Here is a 16,450-nt window from a genome sequence, read left to right as displayed (position 1 = left end):
GGCGAGGATGACGGCCTTTAAAGAGGCGGTTCAGATCAAATATGTATCGCGTGCCCGAGCGCGCGCAGCGACGCCTCGTGGAAGGCCTCGCCCAGGGTCGGGTGGACGTGGATGGTCCCCGCCACATCCTCCAGCACCGCCCCCATCTCCAGCATCTGGGCGAAGCTGTTGGACAGTTCCGACACATGCTGACCCACCGCCTGGATGCCCAGGATGCGGTGATCCGCCTTGGACGCGATGACCCGCACGAAACCGCCGTCCTCGCCCGCCTCGATGGCCAGGGCCCGGCCGATGGCGGCGAAGGGGAAGACCGACTGGATCACGTCGTCACGGCCCGCGACATCGTTCGGACCCAGACCCGCCGAGACGATCTCGGGCTCGGTGAAACAGACGGCGGCGATGGTGACCGGATCGAACACCCGATCATGGCCGGCGATGATTTCCGCGACCACCTCGCCCTGGGCCGAGCCCTTGTGGGCCAGCATGGGTTCGCCTGTCAGGTCGCCGACGGCCCAGACGTTCTTCATGCTGGTGGCGCAGCGGTTGTCGATCTTCACGAACGGCCCGGCCATGGCCACGCCCATGTTTTCCAGGCCCCAGCCTTGCGTGCGCGGACGACGACCCACCGTGACCAGCACCTTGTCGGCGTCCAGTTGCAGCGGTTCGCCGTCCTTGGTCGTGACGTTCAGCTTGCCGTTCCCGAACCCGCCCGCGCGCGCGCCCAGATGCAGCTCGACGCCGTGCGTCTCCAGCCACTTCGCAACCGGATCGGTCAGGGCCTTGTCGTAGAGGGGCAGGATGCGCTCGGCCATTTCAACGATGGCGACTTCCGCGCCCAGCTTCCTGAAGGCGATGCCCAGCTCCAGCCCGATATAGCCGCCGCCGACCACGACCAGCTTCTTGGGGACCTCCGACAGGCTCAGCGCCTCGGTCGAGGAGATGACGTCCCCGCCGAACGGCAGGAAGGGCAGTTCGACTGGCTCGGACCCCGTGGCCAGAATGACGTGTTCGGCGGTGATGCGGATATCGCCGTCATCCGTCTGGACGATGCAGGTCTTGGCGTCCTCGAAGTTCGCCCAGCCCTTGATCACCTTGACCTTGGCCTTCTTCAACAGGGCTGCGACCCCTGCGTTCAGTTTACGGACGATCCCGTCTTTCCACGCCACCGTCTGCGACAGGTCGATGGCGGGCGCCGCCGCCGTGATGCCCAGCGTCCCGCCGCCGGCCGCCTTGGCCACCGTCTCGAACTTTCCCGCCGCATGGATGATGGCCTTGGAAGGAATACAGCCCACGTTCAGGCAGGTCCCGCCCAGGCCGTCTCCGCCGTCCACCAGCACGGTGTCCAGCCCCAGCTGGCCGCAGCGGATGCCGGCGACATAGCCGCCGGTGCCCGCGCCGATGATGAGGACTTTGGTCTTGAGCTGCTGCATCGTCTTTTCCGTCTCATCCTGCCGCCCCTCTCCCGGTGGGAGAGGGCTTGAGCGCACGACGCCCCGGCGTCGTTCTTGCGCGAAAGGGTGAGGGTCGGACGGTGCGGACTGGCCCACCGGCAGAACCCTCATCCGGCCCTTCGGGCCACCTTCTCCCAACGGGAGAAGGGCGTCGTCTAGCCCATCCACAACGTCGCGGGGTGTTCCAGCAGCCCCTTGATCCGCTGGACGAAGACCGCCGCGTCATGCCCGTCGACGATGCGGTGATCGAACGACGACGACAGGTTCATCATCTTGCGCACGACCATCTGGCCGTCGCGGACCACGACCCGTTCGGCGATCTTGTTGGGACCGATGATGGCGACCTCGGGATGGTTGATGATCGGGGTGTGAACCACCCCGCCCAGCGTGCCCAGCGAGGTGATGGTGATGGTCGAGCCGGACAGTTCCTCGCGCTGGGCCGTCCCATCCTTGGCCGCGCCCGAGACCCGGGCGATCTCCAGAGCCGTGTCGTAAGGGTCGCGCGCCTCGGCGTGGCGGACCACCGGCACCATCAGGCCGTTCGGCGTCTGGGCCGCGATGCCCAGATGGACCGGGGCGTGCTGGGTCAGGACGCCCGCCTCGTCGTCGTAATGGGCGTTGATCTGCGGCTGGTCGCGCAGGGCCACCACGATGGCGCGGGCGAGGAAGGGGAGCAGGTTCAGCTTGGGCTGATCCTTCTGCTTCGTCGCGTTCAGGTGCGCGCGAAGCTCCTCCAGCGCCGTGACGTCGATCTCCTCCACATAGGTGATGTGGGGAATGCGGCGCACGCTCTCAGCCATCTTCTCCGCGATCTTGCGACGCAGACCGATGATGCGGACCGCGGTCGTCCCTTCGGCCTTGGCGTAGGTCGATGCGCCGCCGGACGGAGCCGACGCGGGCTGCGAGCCGCCGCGCGAGACGAAACCGTCCAGATCCTCGTGCGTGATCCGACCGGCGGGGCCGGAACCGGGCACGAAGGTCAGGTCCACGCCCAGATCTCGGGCGCGGTTACGCACGGCGGGAGAGGCGGACGGCCGCTCGCCCGGCGCGCGGCCGGTGAGGGCGGGGACAGGCTTGGACGGTGTCGTCGTCGAAGTCTTCGAAATCGCACCCGAAGTCGTCGAAGTCACAGCGGAAACCGTCGTCGAATTCTCTGCCGGTTTTGGGGCCGGTTTCGACGCCGCGACGGGCGTCGAGACATTGCCCCGACCCTCGACATCGAACGCCACCAGAGGCCCACCGACCGGCACGGACTTGCCGGCTTCGCCGTACAGGGCGACGACCGTTCCGGCGACCGGCGAGGTGATCTCGACCGTGGCCTTGTCGGTCATGATGTCGGCGATGATCTGGTCTTCCTCGACCGCATCCCCGACCTTGATGTGCCAGCCGACCAGCTCGGCCTCGGCCGTGCCTTCGCCGACGTCGGGCAGTTTGAAGACGTAGTTGCCGGCGGGCGCCGGTGTGGCCGCTTCCGCCTTGGGCTTTTCGGCTTTCGGCGCTTCGACCGGCGCCGGATCCGGCTTGGCGACCACCGGTGCGGAGGCGGGCGCGTCCTCTGCATTCCCCGATCCCTCGACCTCGAACTCCACCAAGGGCCCGCGCACCGGCACCATGGCGCCGGGCTCGCCGTGCAGCGCGATGACCTTACCCGACACCGGGGCGGTGATCTCGACCGTGGCCTTGTCGGTCATGATGTCAGCGACGATCTGGTCCTCAGCGACGATATCGCCGATCTTGACGTGCCAGCCGACCAGTTCGGCCTCGGCGGTGCCTTCGCCCACGTCGGGCAGTTTGAAGACGAAACGACCCATCTTAACGACCTCCCGTCATGACGCTCTTCAAGGCGTCTGAAACCCGTTGCGGTCCGGGGAAATATTCCCATTCGAAAGCATGGGGATAGGGCGTGTCCCAGCCGGTGACGCGCGCGATCGGGGCCTCCAGATGATAGAAGCAGCGCTCCTGAACCAGGGCCGACAGTTCGCCGCCGAAGCCCGAGGTCTTGGGCGCCTCGTGCACGATGACGCAGCGGCCGGTCTTCTTCACGCTAGCCTCGATGGCCTCGATATCCAGCGGCACCAGGGTGCGCAGGTCGATGACCTCGGCGTCCACGCCAGCGTGTTCGGCGCCGGCCAAGGCGACCCAGACCATGGTGCCATAGGCCAGGATGGTGACGTCGTTCCCCTCGCGCATGACCCGCGCCTTGCCTATGGGCTCGACATATTTGCCGGTCGGGACCTGGGCCAGATCCTGGGCCTTCCACGGGCTGACCGGCTTCTCGTGCCAGCCGTCGAACGGGCCATTGTAGAGGCGTTTTGGTTCGAAGAAGATGACCGGATCGTCGTCCTCGATGGCCGCCGTCAGCAGGCCCTTGGCGTCATAGGGGTTGGACGGGATGACGACCTTCAACCCGGCGATATGGGTGAACAGGCTTTCCGGCGACTGGCTGTGCGTCTGGCCGCCGAAGATGCCGCCGCCATAGGGCGAACGCACCACAATGGGGGCGGTGAACTGGCCGCCCGAGCGGTACCGCAGCTTGGCCGCCTCGGACACGATCTGATCGTAGGCCGGATAGATGTAGTCGGCGAACTGGATCTCGACCACCGGGCGCAGGCCGTAGGTTCCCATGCCGATGGCGGCGGCGACGATGCCGCATTCGCTGATCGGGGCGTCGAAGCTGCGGGTCAGGCCATGCTTCTGCTGCAGCTTGTCGGTGACGCGGAAGACTCCGCCGAAATAGCCCGCGTCCTCGCCGAACGACAGGACGTTGGCGTCCTCGCTCATCTTGACGTCGATAGCCGAGTTCAGGGCCTGGATCATGTTCATGGGCACGACGCCTGAACCCGTCGCTTCCGACGCGGGGGCGGCGTTCTGGTCGACCATGTCCGGCTCGACGCCGTCGTTACGATCGGCGTCGGTGAAGGTGGTTTGCTCAGCCATGGTCAGACCCCCACCTCGCGGCGCTGTTCGATCAACCGCCAGTCTTCGGTCGCATAGACCTCTTCGAACATCGTCTTCACGCTAGGGCGCGACTGTCCCAGGGTGCCGATGGCTTCGGATTCCTTGCCGGCAGCGCGGACCTGTTCGACCGCCTCGCGCAGGGCCGCGGCGTGCTTTTCATCGTCCCACTCGCCGATGACGGTCAGGTGCTGGCGCAGACGTTCCAGCGGGTCGCCCAGCGGCCATTTCTCGTGCTCGTCGCCAGGACGGTAGCGGCTGGGATCGTCGGACGTCGAGTGCGGGGCGCCGCGATAGGTGAACAGTTCGATCACCGTCGCCCCCTGGTTCGACCGGGCGCGCTCTTCGGCCCACTGTGTCGCCGCCCAGACCGCCAGGAAATCGTTGCCGTCGACCCGCAGGGCTGGCAGGCCGTAGCCGATGGCCTTGGAAGCGAAGGTGGTCTCCAGCCCGCCGGCGATGCCCTGGAAGGACGAAATGGCCCACTGGTTGTTGACGACGTTCAATATGACCGGGGCGCGATAGACCGAGGCGAAGGTCAGGGCGTTGTGGAAGTCGCCTTCGGCCGTGGCGCCGTCGCCGATCCAGCTGATGGCGATCTTGTCGTCACCCTTGTAGGCGCTGGCCATGGCCCAACCGACCGCCTGCGGCACCTGAGTGCCCAGATTGCCGCTGATGGTGAAGAAGCCGTAGTCCTTGGCCGAATACATGATCGGCAGCTGCCGGCCTTTGATCGGGTCCGCCGCGTTGGAATAGATCTGGTTCATCATCTCGACCAGCGGATAGCCGCGCGCGATCAGCAGCCCCTGCTGGCGATAGGTCGGAAAGCCCATGTCCTCGCGCGACAGCAGCATGCCCTGGGCCACCGCAATGGCCTCTTCGCCGGTGCACTTCATATAGAAGCTGGTCTTGCCCTGGCGGTGGGCGCGGTGCATCCGATCGTCGAAGGCGCGAGTCAGGATCATGGCCTTCAGGCCGCGACGCAGCGTCTCGGCGTCCAGTCGCGGGTTCCACGGTCCGACGGCGTTGCCCTCGTCGTCCAGAACCCGAATCAGGCGGAAGGCGAGATCGCGCATCTCATACGGCGTCGATCCGACCTCGGGCCGTTCGACCACGCCGGCAGGGTCCATCAGCAGGTGGCTGAAGTCCGGCGCATCGCCGGGGCGGCCGGACGGTTCCGGCACGCGCAATGACAGGGGCTGACTGTTCTTTTTCACGTTTTCGTCGTTCATGCGGGCGTCCATATCCATTCGGGGTCCGTCCGTGTTTCCTCTGGACGTGTGATAACACGGCCCCTAAGCGGGTGCTCGCTCAAATTGACCTTGCACAATCCCGATATCGGGTATTTTATTTCGCGATAATCATAATCGGAGAAACGCATTGGCCGACGAACTCGACCCCATCGACGCCCGCATCCTGGATATCCTGCAGCAAGACGCCGGGCTGTCGGTTGCGGAGGTCGCGGATCGCGTCGGACTGTCGGCCTCGCCCTGCTGGCGGCGGATCAAGCGGTTGGAAGATTCCGGCCTGATCACCAAGCGGGTCACCCTGCTGAACGCGCAGCTTCTGGGCCTGGACTTCGAGGTCTACGCCATCGTCAAGCTGATGCTGCCCTCGGCCGACAATCTGAACCTGTTCGAAGCCGCCGTGGCCAAATGGCCGGAGGTGGTCCAGTGCGCCACCATCACCGGGCGCGAGGATTATGTGCTGCGCATCATCACTTCCGACATGCACGCCTTCGACCTGTTCCTGCGCGAGAAGCTGCTGGCCTTGGGCATCGTCTCGGACTGCGAAAGCCACATCGTCACGCGCGGCGTGAAGAATGTGACCGCCCTGCCTCTTGGCATCGTGACCCCTCACGTCGGATAACGTCGCTCAGGCGCAGCCGAGCGCCTGGGAGCCAAGACCATGATCGAACTGGTGATCGACGCGCGCCGCAAGGACCTGGGCGGGTTCGAGGTCGGGCGCGTCCTGCCCTTCCATTCGCGCCGGATGGTCGGGCCCTTCATCTTCTTGGACCAGATGGGGCCGGCCGAGTTCGCAGCCGGCGCCACGGCCATCGACGTGCGACCGCACCCGCATATCGGCCTTTCGACCCTGACCTATCTGTTCGAGGGCGAGATCATGCACCACGACAACCTCGGCTATGATCAGGCGATCCGGCCAGGCGAGGTCAACTGGATGACGGCCGGCAAGGGCATCGTCCATTCCGAACGCACCGATCCGCTGAGAAAGAGCACCGGCGGGCCGATGCATGGGATGCAGGCCTGGGTCGCCCTGCCCGACGAGGCGGAAGGGATCGATCCGGCCTTCCATCACCTGGGCGAAGACGCCCAACCCGCCTATGAGAACGGCGGCCTGTTCGCGCGTCTCGTGGCGGGCGAGGCCTACGGCGCCAAGGCCGCCGTGCCGGTGTCGTCGCCGTTGTTCTACATCCACTGGGAGCTTCAGCCGGGCGTTCGCACCGCCCCGCCGTCCGGCAAGGGCGCTGGCGGCATGAGCGAGCGCGCGCTTTATGTGGCCAAGGGGTCCATCGAGGTCGGCGACCGCACCTTCCACGAGGGTCAGATGATCGTGCTGGAGCCGACGGCCGAACCGACCGTAAAGGCCCTGGTCCAATCGACCGTCATGGTGCTGGGCGGCGAGCCGGTGGGCGAACGGCTGATCTGGTGGAACTTCGTGGCCTCCAGCCAGGCCCGCATCGACCAGGCCAAGGCCGACTGGAAGGCCGGCCGGATGGCCCTGCCCCACGCCGACGACCTGGAGTTCATCCCCTTGCCCGACGAACCCGCCAAGGCCCAGGCCGCCCCTGCGCCCGTGGAACCCAAGCCGACCGACCCGGTCTGAAACCCCGACATCACGCAGCAGGTGACGCGGCGAGGCCGGATCGCTACATGCCGCCTATGAACTTCGATTTCGACGCCCAGGTCACCGCCGCCCTGTTCGACAACGCCGGCGCCGTCTTCACCCTCGGCGACGGTTCGGTCCGGTTCGAGGACCGAACGCGGGTCGAGGCGCATGACGGGGCCGTCCTGTGCGCCTGCGTCCACCCCTCCGGCGACGGGATCGTCACCGGCGGCGACGACGGCAAGGTGGTTTGGAGCCGCCGCGACGAGGATCCGGTCACGCTGGCGACGGCCAAGAACCAGTGGATCGACGCCATCGACGCCTCGCCCGCCTCGGGCCTGGTCGCCTTCTCCTTCGGCCGCACCCTGTCGGTGATCGATCCGAACGAGACCGCCTTCCGCCGCGACTTCCAGCACGAACGCACCGTCTCGGGCGTCGCCTTCGAGCCCAAGGGCCGCCGCATCGCGACCTCGACCTATGGCGGGGCGGCGTTGTGGTATGCGCGGATCGAAAAGCAGCAGCCGGTCAAGCTGGCCTGGGCCGGGTCGCATACCGGCGTCGCCTTTTCCCCGGACGGCGCCTTTGTCGTCACCACCATGCAGGACAACCAGATGCATGGCTGGCGGCTGAAGGACGCCAAGAACCTGCGCATGGGCGGCTATCCCGGCAAGGTGCGGTCGATGGCCTTCCTGGCCAATGGTCAGCTGATGGCGACCTCGGGCGCACAGGGCGCGGTCCTGTGGCCCTTCATCGGATCGAACGGGCCGATGGGCCGCGAAGCGACCGAGATCGGTTATGATGACACCACCCTGGTCAATCTGGTCTCGGCCCGCGCCGACCAGGGCTTGCTGGCCGCCGGCCTGAACGACGGCCGGGTCTGGGTGGCGCATCCGGCCGCCCAGGGCCTGAACTTCGTCAAGGCCGAGAAGGGGCCGGCCATCGTCGCCCTGTCGCTCAGCCCGGCCGTCGACAAGGTCGCCTGGGCCGACGAGGACGGCGCCGCCGGCGTGATCATTCTCTGATGGCCAAGAGTCGCAAGAGCTGGCGTCGGGTCCTGCTGACCGCCCTTCTGGTTCTGGCCCTAATCCCGGTCGCCGGGGTGCTGATCGTCGCCGTCTTGCCGCCCCCGCCCACCATACTGATGCTGCGCCAGCTCGCGCGGGGCGAGGGCATGGATTACCAGTGGCGCGGCCTGAACCAGATTTCGCCCAACCTGGTGAACGCAGCCATCGCCGCCGAGGACGCCCGTTTCTGCAGCCACCACGGCTTCGACATGGAGGCGATCCAGAAGGCGCTGGATCATAACGCCGAGGGCGGCCGCATCCGGGGCGGATCGACCATCAGCCAGCAGACAGCCAAGAACGTCTTCCTGTGGCCGGGCCGCGACTGGATCCGCAAGGGGCTGGAGGCGGGCTACACCGTCCTGATCGAGACGGTCTGGTCCAAGCGCCGGATCATGGAGGTCTATCTAAACGTGGTGGAATGGGCGCCCGGCGTCTATGGCGCCCAGGCCGCCTCTCGCCACTGGTTCGGCAAGGACGCCCGCGACCTGAGCCCGCGCGAGGCCGCGCGTCTGGCCGCCATCCTGCCGGCCCCGCGCCGTTACCAGGCGGCGGCGCCCGGTCCATATGTCCGCAGAAGGGCGTCGCGCATCCAGGCGGCCATGGGCACGGTGCGGAACGACGGCCTGAATACCTGCGTCATAGGCCGGGGCTGAACCGTTCCGCTTGACGGGCGCCCGGGCCTCGCCTCTCCTGCGCCTGCTGTTCAGGAGATCCACCATGAAGCGTCAGATGATGACCGCCGTCGCGGTCTGCGCCCTCGCCTTCGCCGCCGGCTGCGCCAGCACCGCCGAACCTGTCGCCCGCGCCGCGGGCACCGAGCAGACGGCCTCGACCGCACTCGCACCGCCCGCGACCGGCGTCCGGGCCGACTATCCGATCACCGCCGAGGGGGCGACCGCCTTCGTCGCCGACGCCGAGACGAAGTGGGCCGAGGTCAGCGAATATGTCGCCCGCATCCAGTGGGCGCGCGCCACCAACATCACCTTCGACACCATGTGGCTGGAATCCAAGGCCAACGCCGAGGCGACCGAGCTTCAGGTCCAGTTGGCCAATCAGGCGGCCAAGTTCAACGACGTCCAGGTCGATCCCGTCGTGCGCCGCAAGCTGAACCTGCTGCGCCTCAGCCTGGTCCTGCCGGCGCCTAACCGCCCCGGCGCCGCCGACGAACTGGCCCAGATCACGACGCGACTGGATTCTACCTATTCGACCGGCAAGTTCGACTTCAAGGGTCGCCAGATCACCCTGGACGACGCCTCGCTGATTCTGGCGGACAGCCGCGACCCGGAAGAGACCAAGGCCCTGTACGAAGGCTGGCGCACCATTTCGCCGGTCATGCGCGACGACTATGCCCGCATGGTTGAGATCGCCAACGAAGGCTCGCGCGAGCTGGGCTTCGCCGACACCGGCGCCCTGTGGCGGTCGGGCTACGACATGCCCGCCGACGATTTCGCCGCCGAGACCGACCGGCTGTGGGCCCAGGTCAAACCCTTCTACGAGAACCTGCATTGCTATGTCCGGGCGCGGCTGAACGCCAAATACGGCGACGCGGTCCAGCCCGACCACGGCCCGATCCGCGCCGACCTGCTGGGAAACATGTGGTCCCAGCAATGGGGCAATATCTATGATGTGGTCGCCCCCGCGACCGGCGGGACGTCCAGCTACGACCTGACCGAACTGCTGAAATCCGCCGACTACGACGCCACGAAAATGGTGAAGACGGGCGAGGGCTTCTACGTTTCCCTGGGCCTCGATCCCCTGCCCGACACCTTCTGGGAGCGCAGCCAGATCACCCGCCCGCGCGACCGCGAGGTGGTCTGCCACGCCTCGGCCTGGGATTTGGACAACGCCGACGACATCCGCATCAAGATGTGCACCAACGTCAATGGCGACGACTTCTACACCGTCCACCACGAACTGGGTCACAACTACTATCAGCGCGCCTACAAGAACCAGCCGATGCTGTTCCGCAATGGGGCCAACGACGGCTTCCACGAGGCCATTGGCGACTTCGTCGGCCTGTCGGCCCTGACGCCCACCTATCTGAACCAGATCGGTCTGTTGAAGACCACGCCGGGCGCGGAGGAGGACATTCCCTTCCTGCTGAAGATGGCGTTGGACAAGATCGCCTTCCTGCCGTTCGGCTTGATGGTCGATCGCTGGCGGTGGGACGTCTTCTCGGGCGAGACGGCTCCGGGCGCCTACAACACCGCCTGGACCGCCGACATGTTGCAATACCAGGGCCTGGTCCCACCTGGACCACGTCCGGCTGACGCCTTCGATCCGGGCGCGAAATACCATGTGCCGGGCAACACGCCCTATACTCGTTACTTCCTGGCCGCGATCTATCAGTTCCAGTTCCAGCGGGCCGCGTGCAAACAGGCCGGCTGGACGGGCCCGCTGCATCGCTGTTCGGTCTATGGAAACAAGGAAGTGGGCGAGCGCTTCAACGCCATGCTGCAGATGGGCCAGTCGCAACCCTGGCAGCAGGCGATGAAAGCCTTCACCGGCGACGACGGCAACGACGCTTCGGCCATCGCCGACTATTTCGCGCCGCTGAACGTCTGGCTGGAGGAACAGAACCGCGGCCATCAGTGCGGTTGGAGCGCCGCCTAAGCCCTAAGCCTGGTTAACCGTTCCTTTTGAGCCTTCCCTTAACCGCCCGACGGCACACTGCGGCCATTCGGGCGGTATTCGGGCAATCAGCGCCCATCGGGGACGACCATAGTGACGGCTTCCACACTGATCGGCGGAATGGTCCAGGGCCTGCGCGGCCTTGTCGCGCGCCTGTCGTCCGACCGGGGCGGAAACGTCGTGATGATCTTCGCCCTGGTCATGCCCGCGCTGATCATGATCACCCTGGGCGGCATCGACATCAGCCGCATCACCACGATCAAGGCGCGCGTCCAGGACGCCCTGGACGCCGCCGCCCTGGCCGCCGCGCGGTCCTCCTATACCGATCCTGAGGAGTTGGAGGCCGTCGCCCTGGTGGCGCTGAAGGCCAACCTGCGGAACGCCGACGCAGAATACGCCGACGAGGATCTCAGCATCGTCCTGACCGAAGACCAGCTGATCGTCGCGGACCTGAAGGTGGAGGTGAAGACCCTCGTCGCCAACGTCATCCTGCCGCCATATGGCAAGATCCTGGACGACACCCTGCCCGTCAGCGTCCATTCCGAGGTCAACCGGTCGTCCAAGGACATCGAGGTCGCCTTGGTGCTGGATATCACCGGCTCGATGGCAGGCTCGCGCCTCACAAGCCTGAAGGACGCCGCGCGCCAGTTGGCGACCATTGTCGTGCAGGACCAGCAGGAGCCCTATTACTCCCGCATGGCCGTGATCCCTTATTCGACTGGCGTAAATCTGGGGGGCTTGGCTTCGGACGCTCGCGGCGAACCGACCCAGTCCACCGCGATCACATCAGCCGAGTGGTCGACCGGTGTATCCAAGTCGATCAGTGACGCCAGTAGAGCCAACCCTGGGTACGTCACCGCCTCCAAACACGGATTCAAGGATGGGGATTTCGTTTGGATCAAGAACGTGAAGGGGATGACGCAGCTGAACAACAAGGCATATCGCGTCGCCAACGCTTCGACCGACAACTTCTCGCTCCAATCCTGGAATGGATCCTACTGGCAGAATGTCAGCACCTCCGGGTACGACAAATATAAGTCCGCCGGCACGGTTGCTGGCTGCCTGCTGGCGGATTGCACCGTAGTCATCACCTCTCCAAACCACGGCCTGACCGCGACCGACCCAGCGACGGGCGCACAGTCTGGAGTGCGCATTACTGACGTTGACGGAATGTCGCAGATCAACACAACGTCGGCGACAGCCTATTGGGCGATTTCCAATGTCACAACCAACACGTTCTCGATTAACGTCGTGGGTCCGAACGTGGGGAACTACTCTTCCGGCGGCAAGGTGTGGTGCGGCGGCGATGGCTGTGAATGGCGCATCTATAAAAATGTCTCAGGCGCTGCGCGAGTTTATCAGATCAGCGACTGCGTCAGCGAACGCACCGGGTCTAGCGCCTATGATGACACGCGCCCCTCGGTGGCGAAGGTTGGCCGCTACTATCCCAACCAGAACGGCTCAAACACCAAATGTACGGTGTCGCCGCTACTTCCATTGACCGACGACAAGGATGCCGTGAACGATCTCATCGGGCCGGTGAACGACGCTAAAAAGGGTCTGCAAGCCGATGGTTACACGGCGGCTCAGATCGGACTGGCGTGGGGCTGGTACTCCGTCTCACCGGAATTCAACGCTCTTTGGAAGTCGTTCCCCGCCGCCGATTACAACCCCCACAAAACGCTAAAGGCGGTCATCCTTATGACCGATGGCGAGTTCAATGCCCCTTATTGCTCCGGCGTTCTGGCAAGCAACGCCTCCTTCGGAGGATCTGATCGCGCCAATTGCGACGCAACCAATGGCGAGCCCTACGGCCAGGCCAAGGCCCTGTGCGCCGCAATCAAGGACAAAGACATCATCCTGTATACAGTGGGGTTCCAGGTCTCCGCCAACAGCACTGCGGGCAAGTTTCTGAAAGACTGCGCCACCACCCCATCGAACTTCTTCCTGCCCGCCAGCGGCGCCGACCTGACGGAATCTTTCAAATCCATCGGCCGCGACATCACCCGCCTGCGGATTTCCCGCTGACGCCTCAGAGCAGGCGGATTTCGCGCAGGCGTTCGGTCAGATAGTCTTCGGCCAGGATGGTCTTGCCGGCATAGCGGTCGGGATTGTCCGGCGTAATGGCGCTGAGCAGGGTCTCGATCGGGAAGTCCGGGTTGAAGTGCAGGAAGAAGGGCGTCGAGTAGCGGGCGAAGCCGCGACGTTCAGGCGCCGGGTTGACCACGCGGTGGGTCGTCGATGGCAGGACGTGGTTGGTCAGCCGCTGCAGCATGTCGCCGATGTTGACGACCAGGGCGCCGGGCGGCGGCGCGATGTCCAGCCAGCTGCCGTCCTTTTCCTTCAGTTGCAGGCCCGCCTCCTCGGCGCCCAGCAGCAGGGTGATGACGTTGATGTCCTCGTGGGCGCCGGCCCGCACGCCTGGCGCATCAGCCGGCACCGGCGGATAGTGCAGCATGCGCAGCACGCTGTTGCCCATCTCGACCTTGTCCTCGAAGAAGTCGTCGCCCAGCTTCAGATAGCGGGCGATGGCGCGCAGGATCTTGCGGCCCAGGGCGTCGAGATCCTCGAACATGCCGTAGAGGTGGGTGCGAAAGCCTTCGACCTCGGTAGGCCAGAGGTTGTCGCGCATGAAGCGGCGATAGGGGTGCCCTTCCGGCAGTTCGCGACCAACGTGCCAGAACTCCTTCAGGTCCACCGTCGCAGCGTCCTTGGCCGCCTCGACACCGAACGGCGTCAGGCCCCGCGCGCCGCCCGTGCCGGGCTGATGATACTGGCGCTTTACCTCCTCCGGCAGGGCGAAGAAGGCCTTGGCGTCGTCGACAGCGGCGGCGATCCTCGCCTCGTCCAGCCCGTGATCGGCGACCACCGCGAAGCCGTAGCGAGAGAAGGAGGCGCCCAGGGCGTCGCTGAATGCCTGAAAGTCGGCGTCATAGGCGGTCATCGACACTGGGATGATGGCGCGGTCGGCGGGAGGGGCGGCGTTCAGGGTCGAGCTCACGGGCTGCGTCCTCGGTCTGGGAATGTGCGGCGGTTCCCATACGCCTAATCCGCAGCCTTGTCAGTCGTCGGAAGAACGCGCGCCGGTATCCCGTTCAGCCCCCATACAGATTGGAACCTTCACAGTAAGCCGACGTTTCAGCCCAAACCGCAATTAAGGAAGACATCCCATGCGCGCCAAGATCCTCGTCGCCGGTGTTTCTATCGCCGCCCTGCTGGGCGCCGCCGCCTGCACCACCACCGACCCCTATCGCTCGGGACCCGTGCGCAACAACACCGGGACCGGCGCCATCGCCGGCGCGCTGGGCGGCGCCCTGCTCGGCTATCTGACCAACACCTCGAACGGCGAACAGGGCCGCAAGAACGCCCTGATCGGCGCCGGCGTCGGCGCCCTGGGCGGCGCCGCCGTCGGCCAGTACATGGACCGCCAGCAACGCGCCATGGAGGCCGAACTGTCCGGTTCGGGCGTCGGTGTCGCGCGTCAAGGCGACAACCTGGTCCTGCGCATGCCGTCTGACGTGACCTTCGCCACCAACCAGTCGTCGATCGATCCGCGCTTCCTGCCGGTGCTGGACGACGTGGCGCGCGTGCTGCAGCAGTATGACCAATCAACGGTGGACGTCATCGGCCACACCGACTCGTCGGGCGGCGACGCGATCAATCAGCCTCTGTCCGAACGTCGCGCCAGCAGCGTGGCCTCCGAACTGGTCCGTCGCGGCGTCATCGCCCAGCGCCTCTATGTCGCCGGCGAAAGCGCGCGCAATCCGGTGGCCTCCAACGCCACTCCGGAAGGCAAGGCCCAGAACCGTCGCGTCGAAATCCTGATCCGACCCTTCACCGGCTGATCAAGCTCTTAGTATCGATGATCGGAGGGGCGGCGTCGCGAGGCGTCGCCCCTTTTGTCGTCTGATCACCCTGTTCGTGACTTGCGCCGATTCACGCACCATGGTTGTGCGGGAGGACATCGAAACCGGGGGTGTACGGTGACGCCTGAAGATCGTGAGTTCGCACACAGCCTGAAGCTGGCTGTCGTCGCCGTAATCTGCGCTCTGGGGACCGCCACGCTCGTCATCGGCGCCGGCCAGGCGGTTCTCCGCCATCCGCCGGCTGCGCCTGTCGATAACGACCCCCTGTTGGTCCGCGTCGCCGAATAAGGGCGCCGCCTTCGGCTCAGCTCATTTTTCCCGCAGACCAAAGAAAAACGCCGCCTCCTTGCGAAGCGGCGTTCTGTCTTTCGACAACCTCAAAAGGTCCTCCAAGATCGACCCGGACAAGCCGGGCCGATCCTCTGGAAGGCTTAGAAGTTGATGTCGATGGTCGCGCGGCGGTTGAGCGGTTCGCGCACACCGTCGGCGGTCGGCTTGGCCAGGTTGGTCTCGCCCTTGCCGTCGAGGGCGATGACGCCGCCGTTGACGCCTGCAGCAACCAACGAGTCCGCGACGGTGCGCGAACGACGGTTGGACAGACCCACGTTATAGGCGGCAGAACCCGAGGTATCGGTGTAGCCGACGATCAGGACGCGGGTCGGAGCGCCCGACTTGGCGTAGTTGGCGGCCTGGGTGACCACCGAACGGGCTTCCGCCGTCAGGTCCGAGCGATCCCAGTCGAAGTAGACCACGAACTGACGAGCGACCGGCGCGGCCGGGGCCGGCGGAGGCGGCGGAGGCGGCGGGGGAGGCGGCGGCGGCGGAGGCGGCGGGGGAGGCGGCGGGGGAGCCATCTCTTCCGCACCGAAGCTGTAGCGCAGACCCAGGGTCACGGTGTGCGACTGATCGTAGTCGCCGTCCCAACGAGACGTGTACGCATCCGCAGACGACGTCGTCTGCAAGGATGTGTCGCCAGTCAAGTAACGGTAAGTCAGGTCAATATTCGCTCGATCGGTTACCGCCCACGCCAGGCCGGCAATCGCCTGAGCGGCGAAATCGGTATAGTCATCGTCGGCCACGAACACGTCGCTGCGCGAGTTACGCAGGTAACCGCCAACTTCGGTCTTGACGTGGTTTATACCCACGCCGACGCCAACGAATGGCCGTACGCCATAGTATTCCATACCGAAATCGTAAATGGCGTTAGCCATCACGGTGACGGAATCGAAATCACCGCCGGGCGAGTAGCACGGTCCCGTCGCGGGATCGGCATTGCAGACGCCGCCGGGGCCGCCATTTGGCTCACGCACCGTGCCGATATCGTTGGATCGATAACCACCTTCGAGTTCGAAACGCCAGTTAGGGTTCAGGCGATAGCCCACACGTCCGAAAAACGCCGCTCCGTCGTTCATGTCATAGACATGATTGAAACCGGTACGGACTGACTCGACGTTGATGTCGTCGATGACATGCCATCCCGCATCGACGGCGCCATACCAGCCATTGGGTTCCGCCGACGCAGCACCAGCGGACAGCGCCAAGGCGGCCGCTGCGCTGGAGGCCAGCACGATAGTCTTCATACGCATAGGGGGTAGCCCTCCGCCTCAGTTGTAGTAAGGGCGGGTCTACCGCCTGT

General features: G+C 65.6%; 14 protein-coding genes. 8 read left to right on the top strand and 6 right to left on the bottom strand.

Annotated features, from left to right (window positions below):
• Window positions 1-35: 35 nt before the first annotated feature.
• The 4 genes from lpdA to ACODSC_RS09290 form a co-directional block, all read right to left on the bottom strand.
• Window positions 36-1,430 (bottom strand): dihydrolipoyl dehydrogenase, encoded by a 1,395-nt coding sequence (gene lpdA / locus ACODSC_RS09305; RefSeq protein WP_488813620.1) that lies wholly within the window; start codon window positions 1,428-1,430, stop codon window positions 36-38.
• Between the two features lie 176 nt (window positions 1,431-1,606).
• Complete coding sequence (locus ACODSC_RS09300; RefSeq protein ID WP_488813619.1) at window positions 1,607-3,262, bottom strand: dihydrolipoyl dehydrogenase family protein; 1,656 nt, start codon at window positions 3,260-3,262, stop codon at window positions 1,607-1,609.
• A 1-nt stretch (window position 3,263) separates the two neighbouring features.
• Window positions 3,264-4,388 (bottom strand): alpha-ketoacid dehydrogenase subunit beta, encoded by a 1,125-nt coding sequence (locus tag ACODSC_RS09295; RefSeq protein ID WP_488813618.1) that lies wholly within the window; start codon window positions 4,386-4,388, stop codon window positions 3,264-3,266.
• 2 nt (window positions 4,389-4,390) lie between these two features.
• Complete coding sequence (locus ACODSC_RS09290) at window positions 4,391-5,638, bottom strand: thiamine pyrophosphate-dependent enzyme (RefSeq protein ID WP_488813617.1); 1,248 nt, start codon at window positions 5,636-5,638, stop codon at window positions 4,391-4,393.
• A gap of 148 nt (window positions 5,639-5,786) precedes the next feature.
• On the opposite strand from ACODSC_RS09290, the gene ACODSC_RS09285 reads away from it, so the two are divergent.
• From ACODSC_RS09285 to ACODSC_RS09260, 6 genes are all read left to right on the top strand, one after another.
• Window positions 5,787-6,275, top strand: a complete 489-nt coding sequence (locus ACODSC_RS09285; protein WP_488813616.1) for an Lrp/AsnC family transcriptional regulator — start codon at window positions 5,787-5,789, stop codon at window positions 6,273-6,275.
• 39 nt (window positions 6,276-6,314) lie between these two features.
• Window positions 6,315-7,253 carry a pirin family protein gene (locus tag ACODSC_RS09280; protein WP_488813615.1) on the top strand — a complete coding sequence of 313 codons (939 nt, stop codon included), beginning with the start codon at window positions 6,315-6,317 and terminating at the stop codon, window positions 7,251-7,253.
• A gap of 56 nt (window positions 7,254-7,309) precedes the next feature.
• Window positions 7,310-8,275 carry a WD40 repeat domain-containing protein gene (locus ACODSC_RS09275; RefSeq protein WP_488814054.1) on the top strand — a complete coding sequence of 322 codons (966 nt, stop codon included), beginning with the start codon at window positions 7,310-7,312 and terminating at the stop codon, window positions 8,273-8,275.
• A complete protein-coding gene (mtgA, locus tag ACODSC_RS09270) occupies window positions 8,275-8,970 on the top strand; it encodes a monofunctional biosynthetic peptidoglycan transglycosylase (RefSeq protein WP_488813614.1) in 696 nt (231 codons plus the stop codon). Before ACODSC_RS09275 ends, mtgA begins: the two co-directional genes overlap by 1 nt.
• Window positions 8,971-9,034: 64 nt before the next feature.
• Window positions 9,035-10,930 (top strand): M2 family metallopeptidase, encoded by a 1,896-nt coding sequence (locus ACODSC_RS09265; protein ID WP_488813613.1) that lies wholly within the window; start codon window positions 9,035-9,037, stop codon window positions 10,928-10,930.
• Window positions 10,931-11,041: 111 nt separating this feature from the next.
• Window positions 11,042-12,976 carry a ubiquitin-activating E1 FCCH domain-containing protein gene (locus ACODSC_RS09260; protein WP_488813612.1) on the top strand — a complete coding sequence of 645 codons (1,935 nt, stop codon included), beginning with the start codon at window positions 11,042-11,044 and terminating at the stop codon, window positions 12,974-12,976.
• Window positions 12,977-12,980: 4 nt separating this feature from the next.
• Here ACODSC_RS09260 and ACODSC_RS09255 read toward each other — a convergent pair whose 3' ends face one another.
• Entirely contained in the window at window positions 12,981-13,892 is a 912-nt protein-coding gene (locus tag ACODSC_RS09255) for an isopenicillin N synthase family dioxygenase (protein WP_488814053.1), read from the bottom strand.
• Window positions 13,893-14,118: 226 nt separating this feature from the next.
• Here ACODSC_RS09255 and ACODSC_RS09250 point away from each other — a divergent pair, with 226 nt between their 5' ends.
• Together ACODSC_RS09250 and ACODSC_RS09245 are read left to right on the top strand one after the other, a co-directional pair.
• Window positions 14,119-14,793, top strand: a complete 675-nt coding sequence (locus tag ACODSC_RS09250) for a YiaD family glycine zipper/OmpA-like lipoprotein (RefSeq protein ID WP_488813611.1) — start codon at window positions 14,119-14,121, stop codon at window positions 14,791-14,793.
• 138 nt (window positions 14,794-14,931) lie between these two features.
• A complete protein-coding gene (locus ACODSC_RS09245) occupies window positions 14,932-15,102 on the top strand; it encodes a hypothetical protein (RefSeq protein ID WP_488813610.1) in 171 nt (56 codons plus the stop codon).
• A 143-nt stretch (window positions 15,103-15,245) separates the two neighbouring features.
• Here the strand turns inward: ACODSC_RS09245 and ACODSC_RS09240 are convergent, their stop codons facing one another.
• The gene (locus ACODSC_RS09240; RefSeq protein WP_488813609.1) at window positions 15,246-16,400 is read right to left on the bottom strand and encodes an OmpA family protein; all 1,155 of its coding nucleotides are present in this window, start codon (window positions 16,398-16,400) and stop codon (window positions 15,246-15,248) included.
• Between the last annotated feature and the right edge of the window lie 50 nt (window positions 16,401-16,450).

Source organism: Brevundimonas sp. FG128, assembly GCF_057809775.1.
The sequence above is the reverse complement of the archived record's forward strand: the minus strand, read 5'-3'. Positions and strand labels throughout refer to the sequence as shown.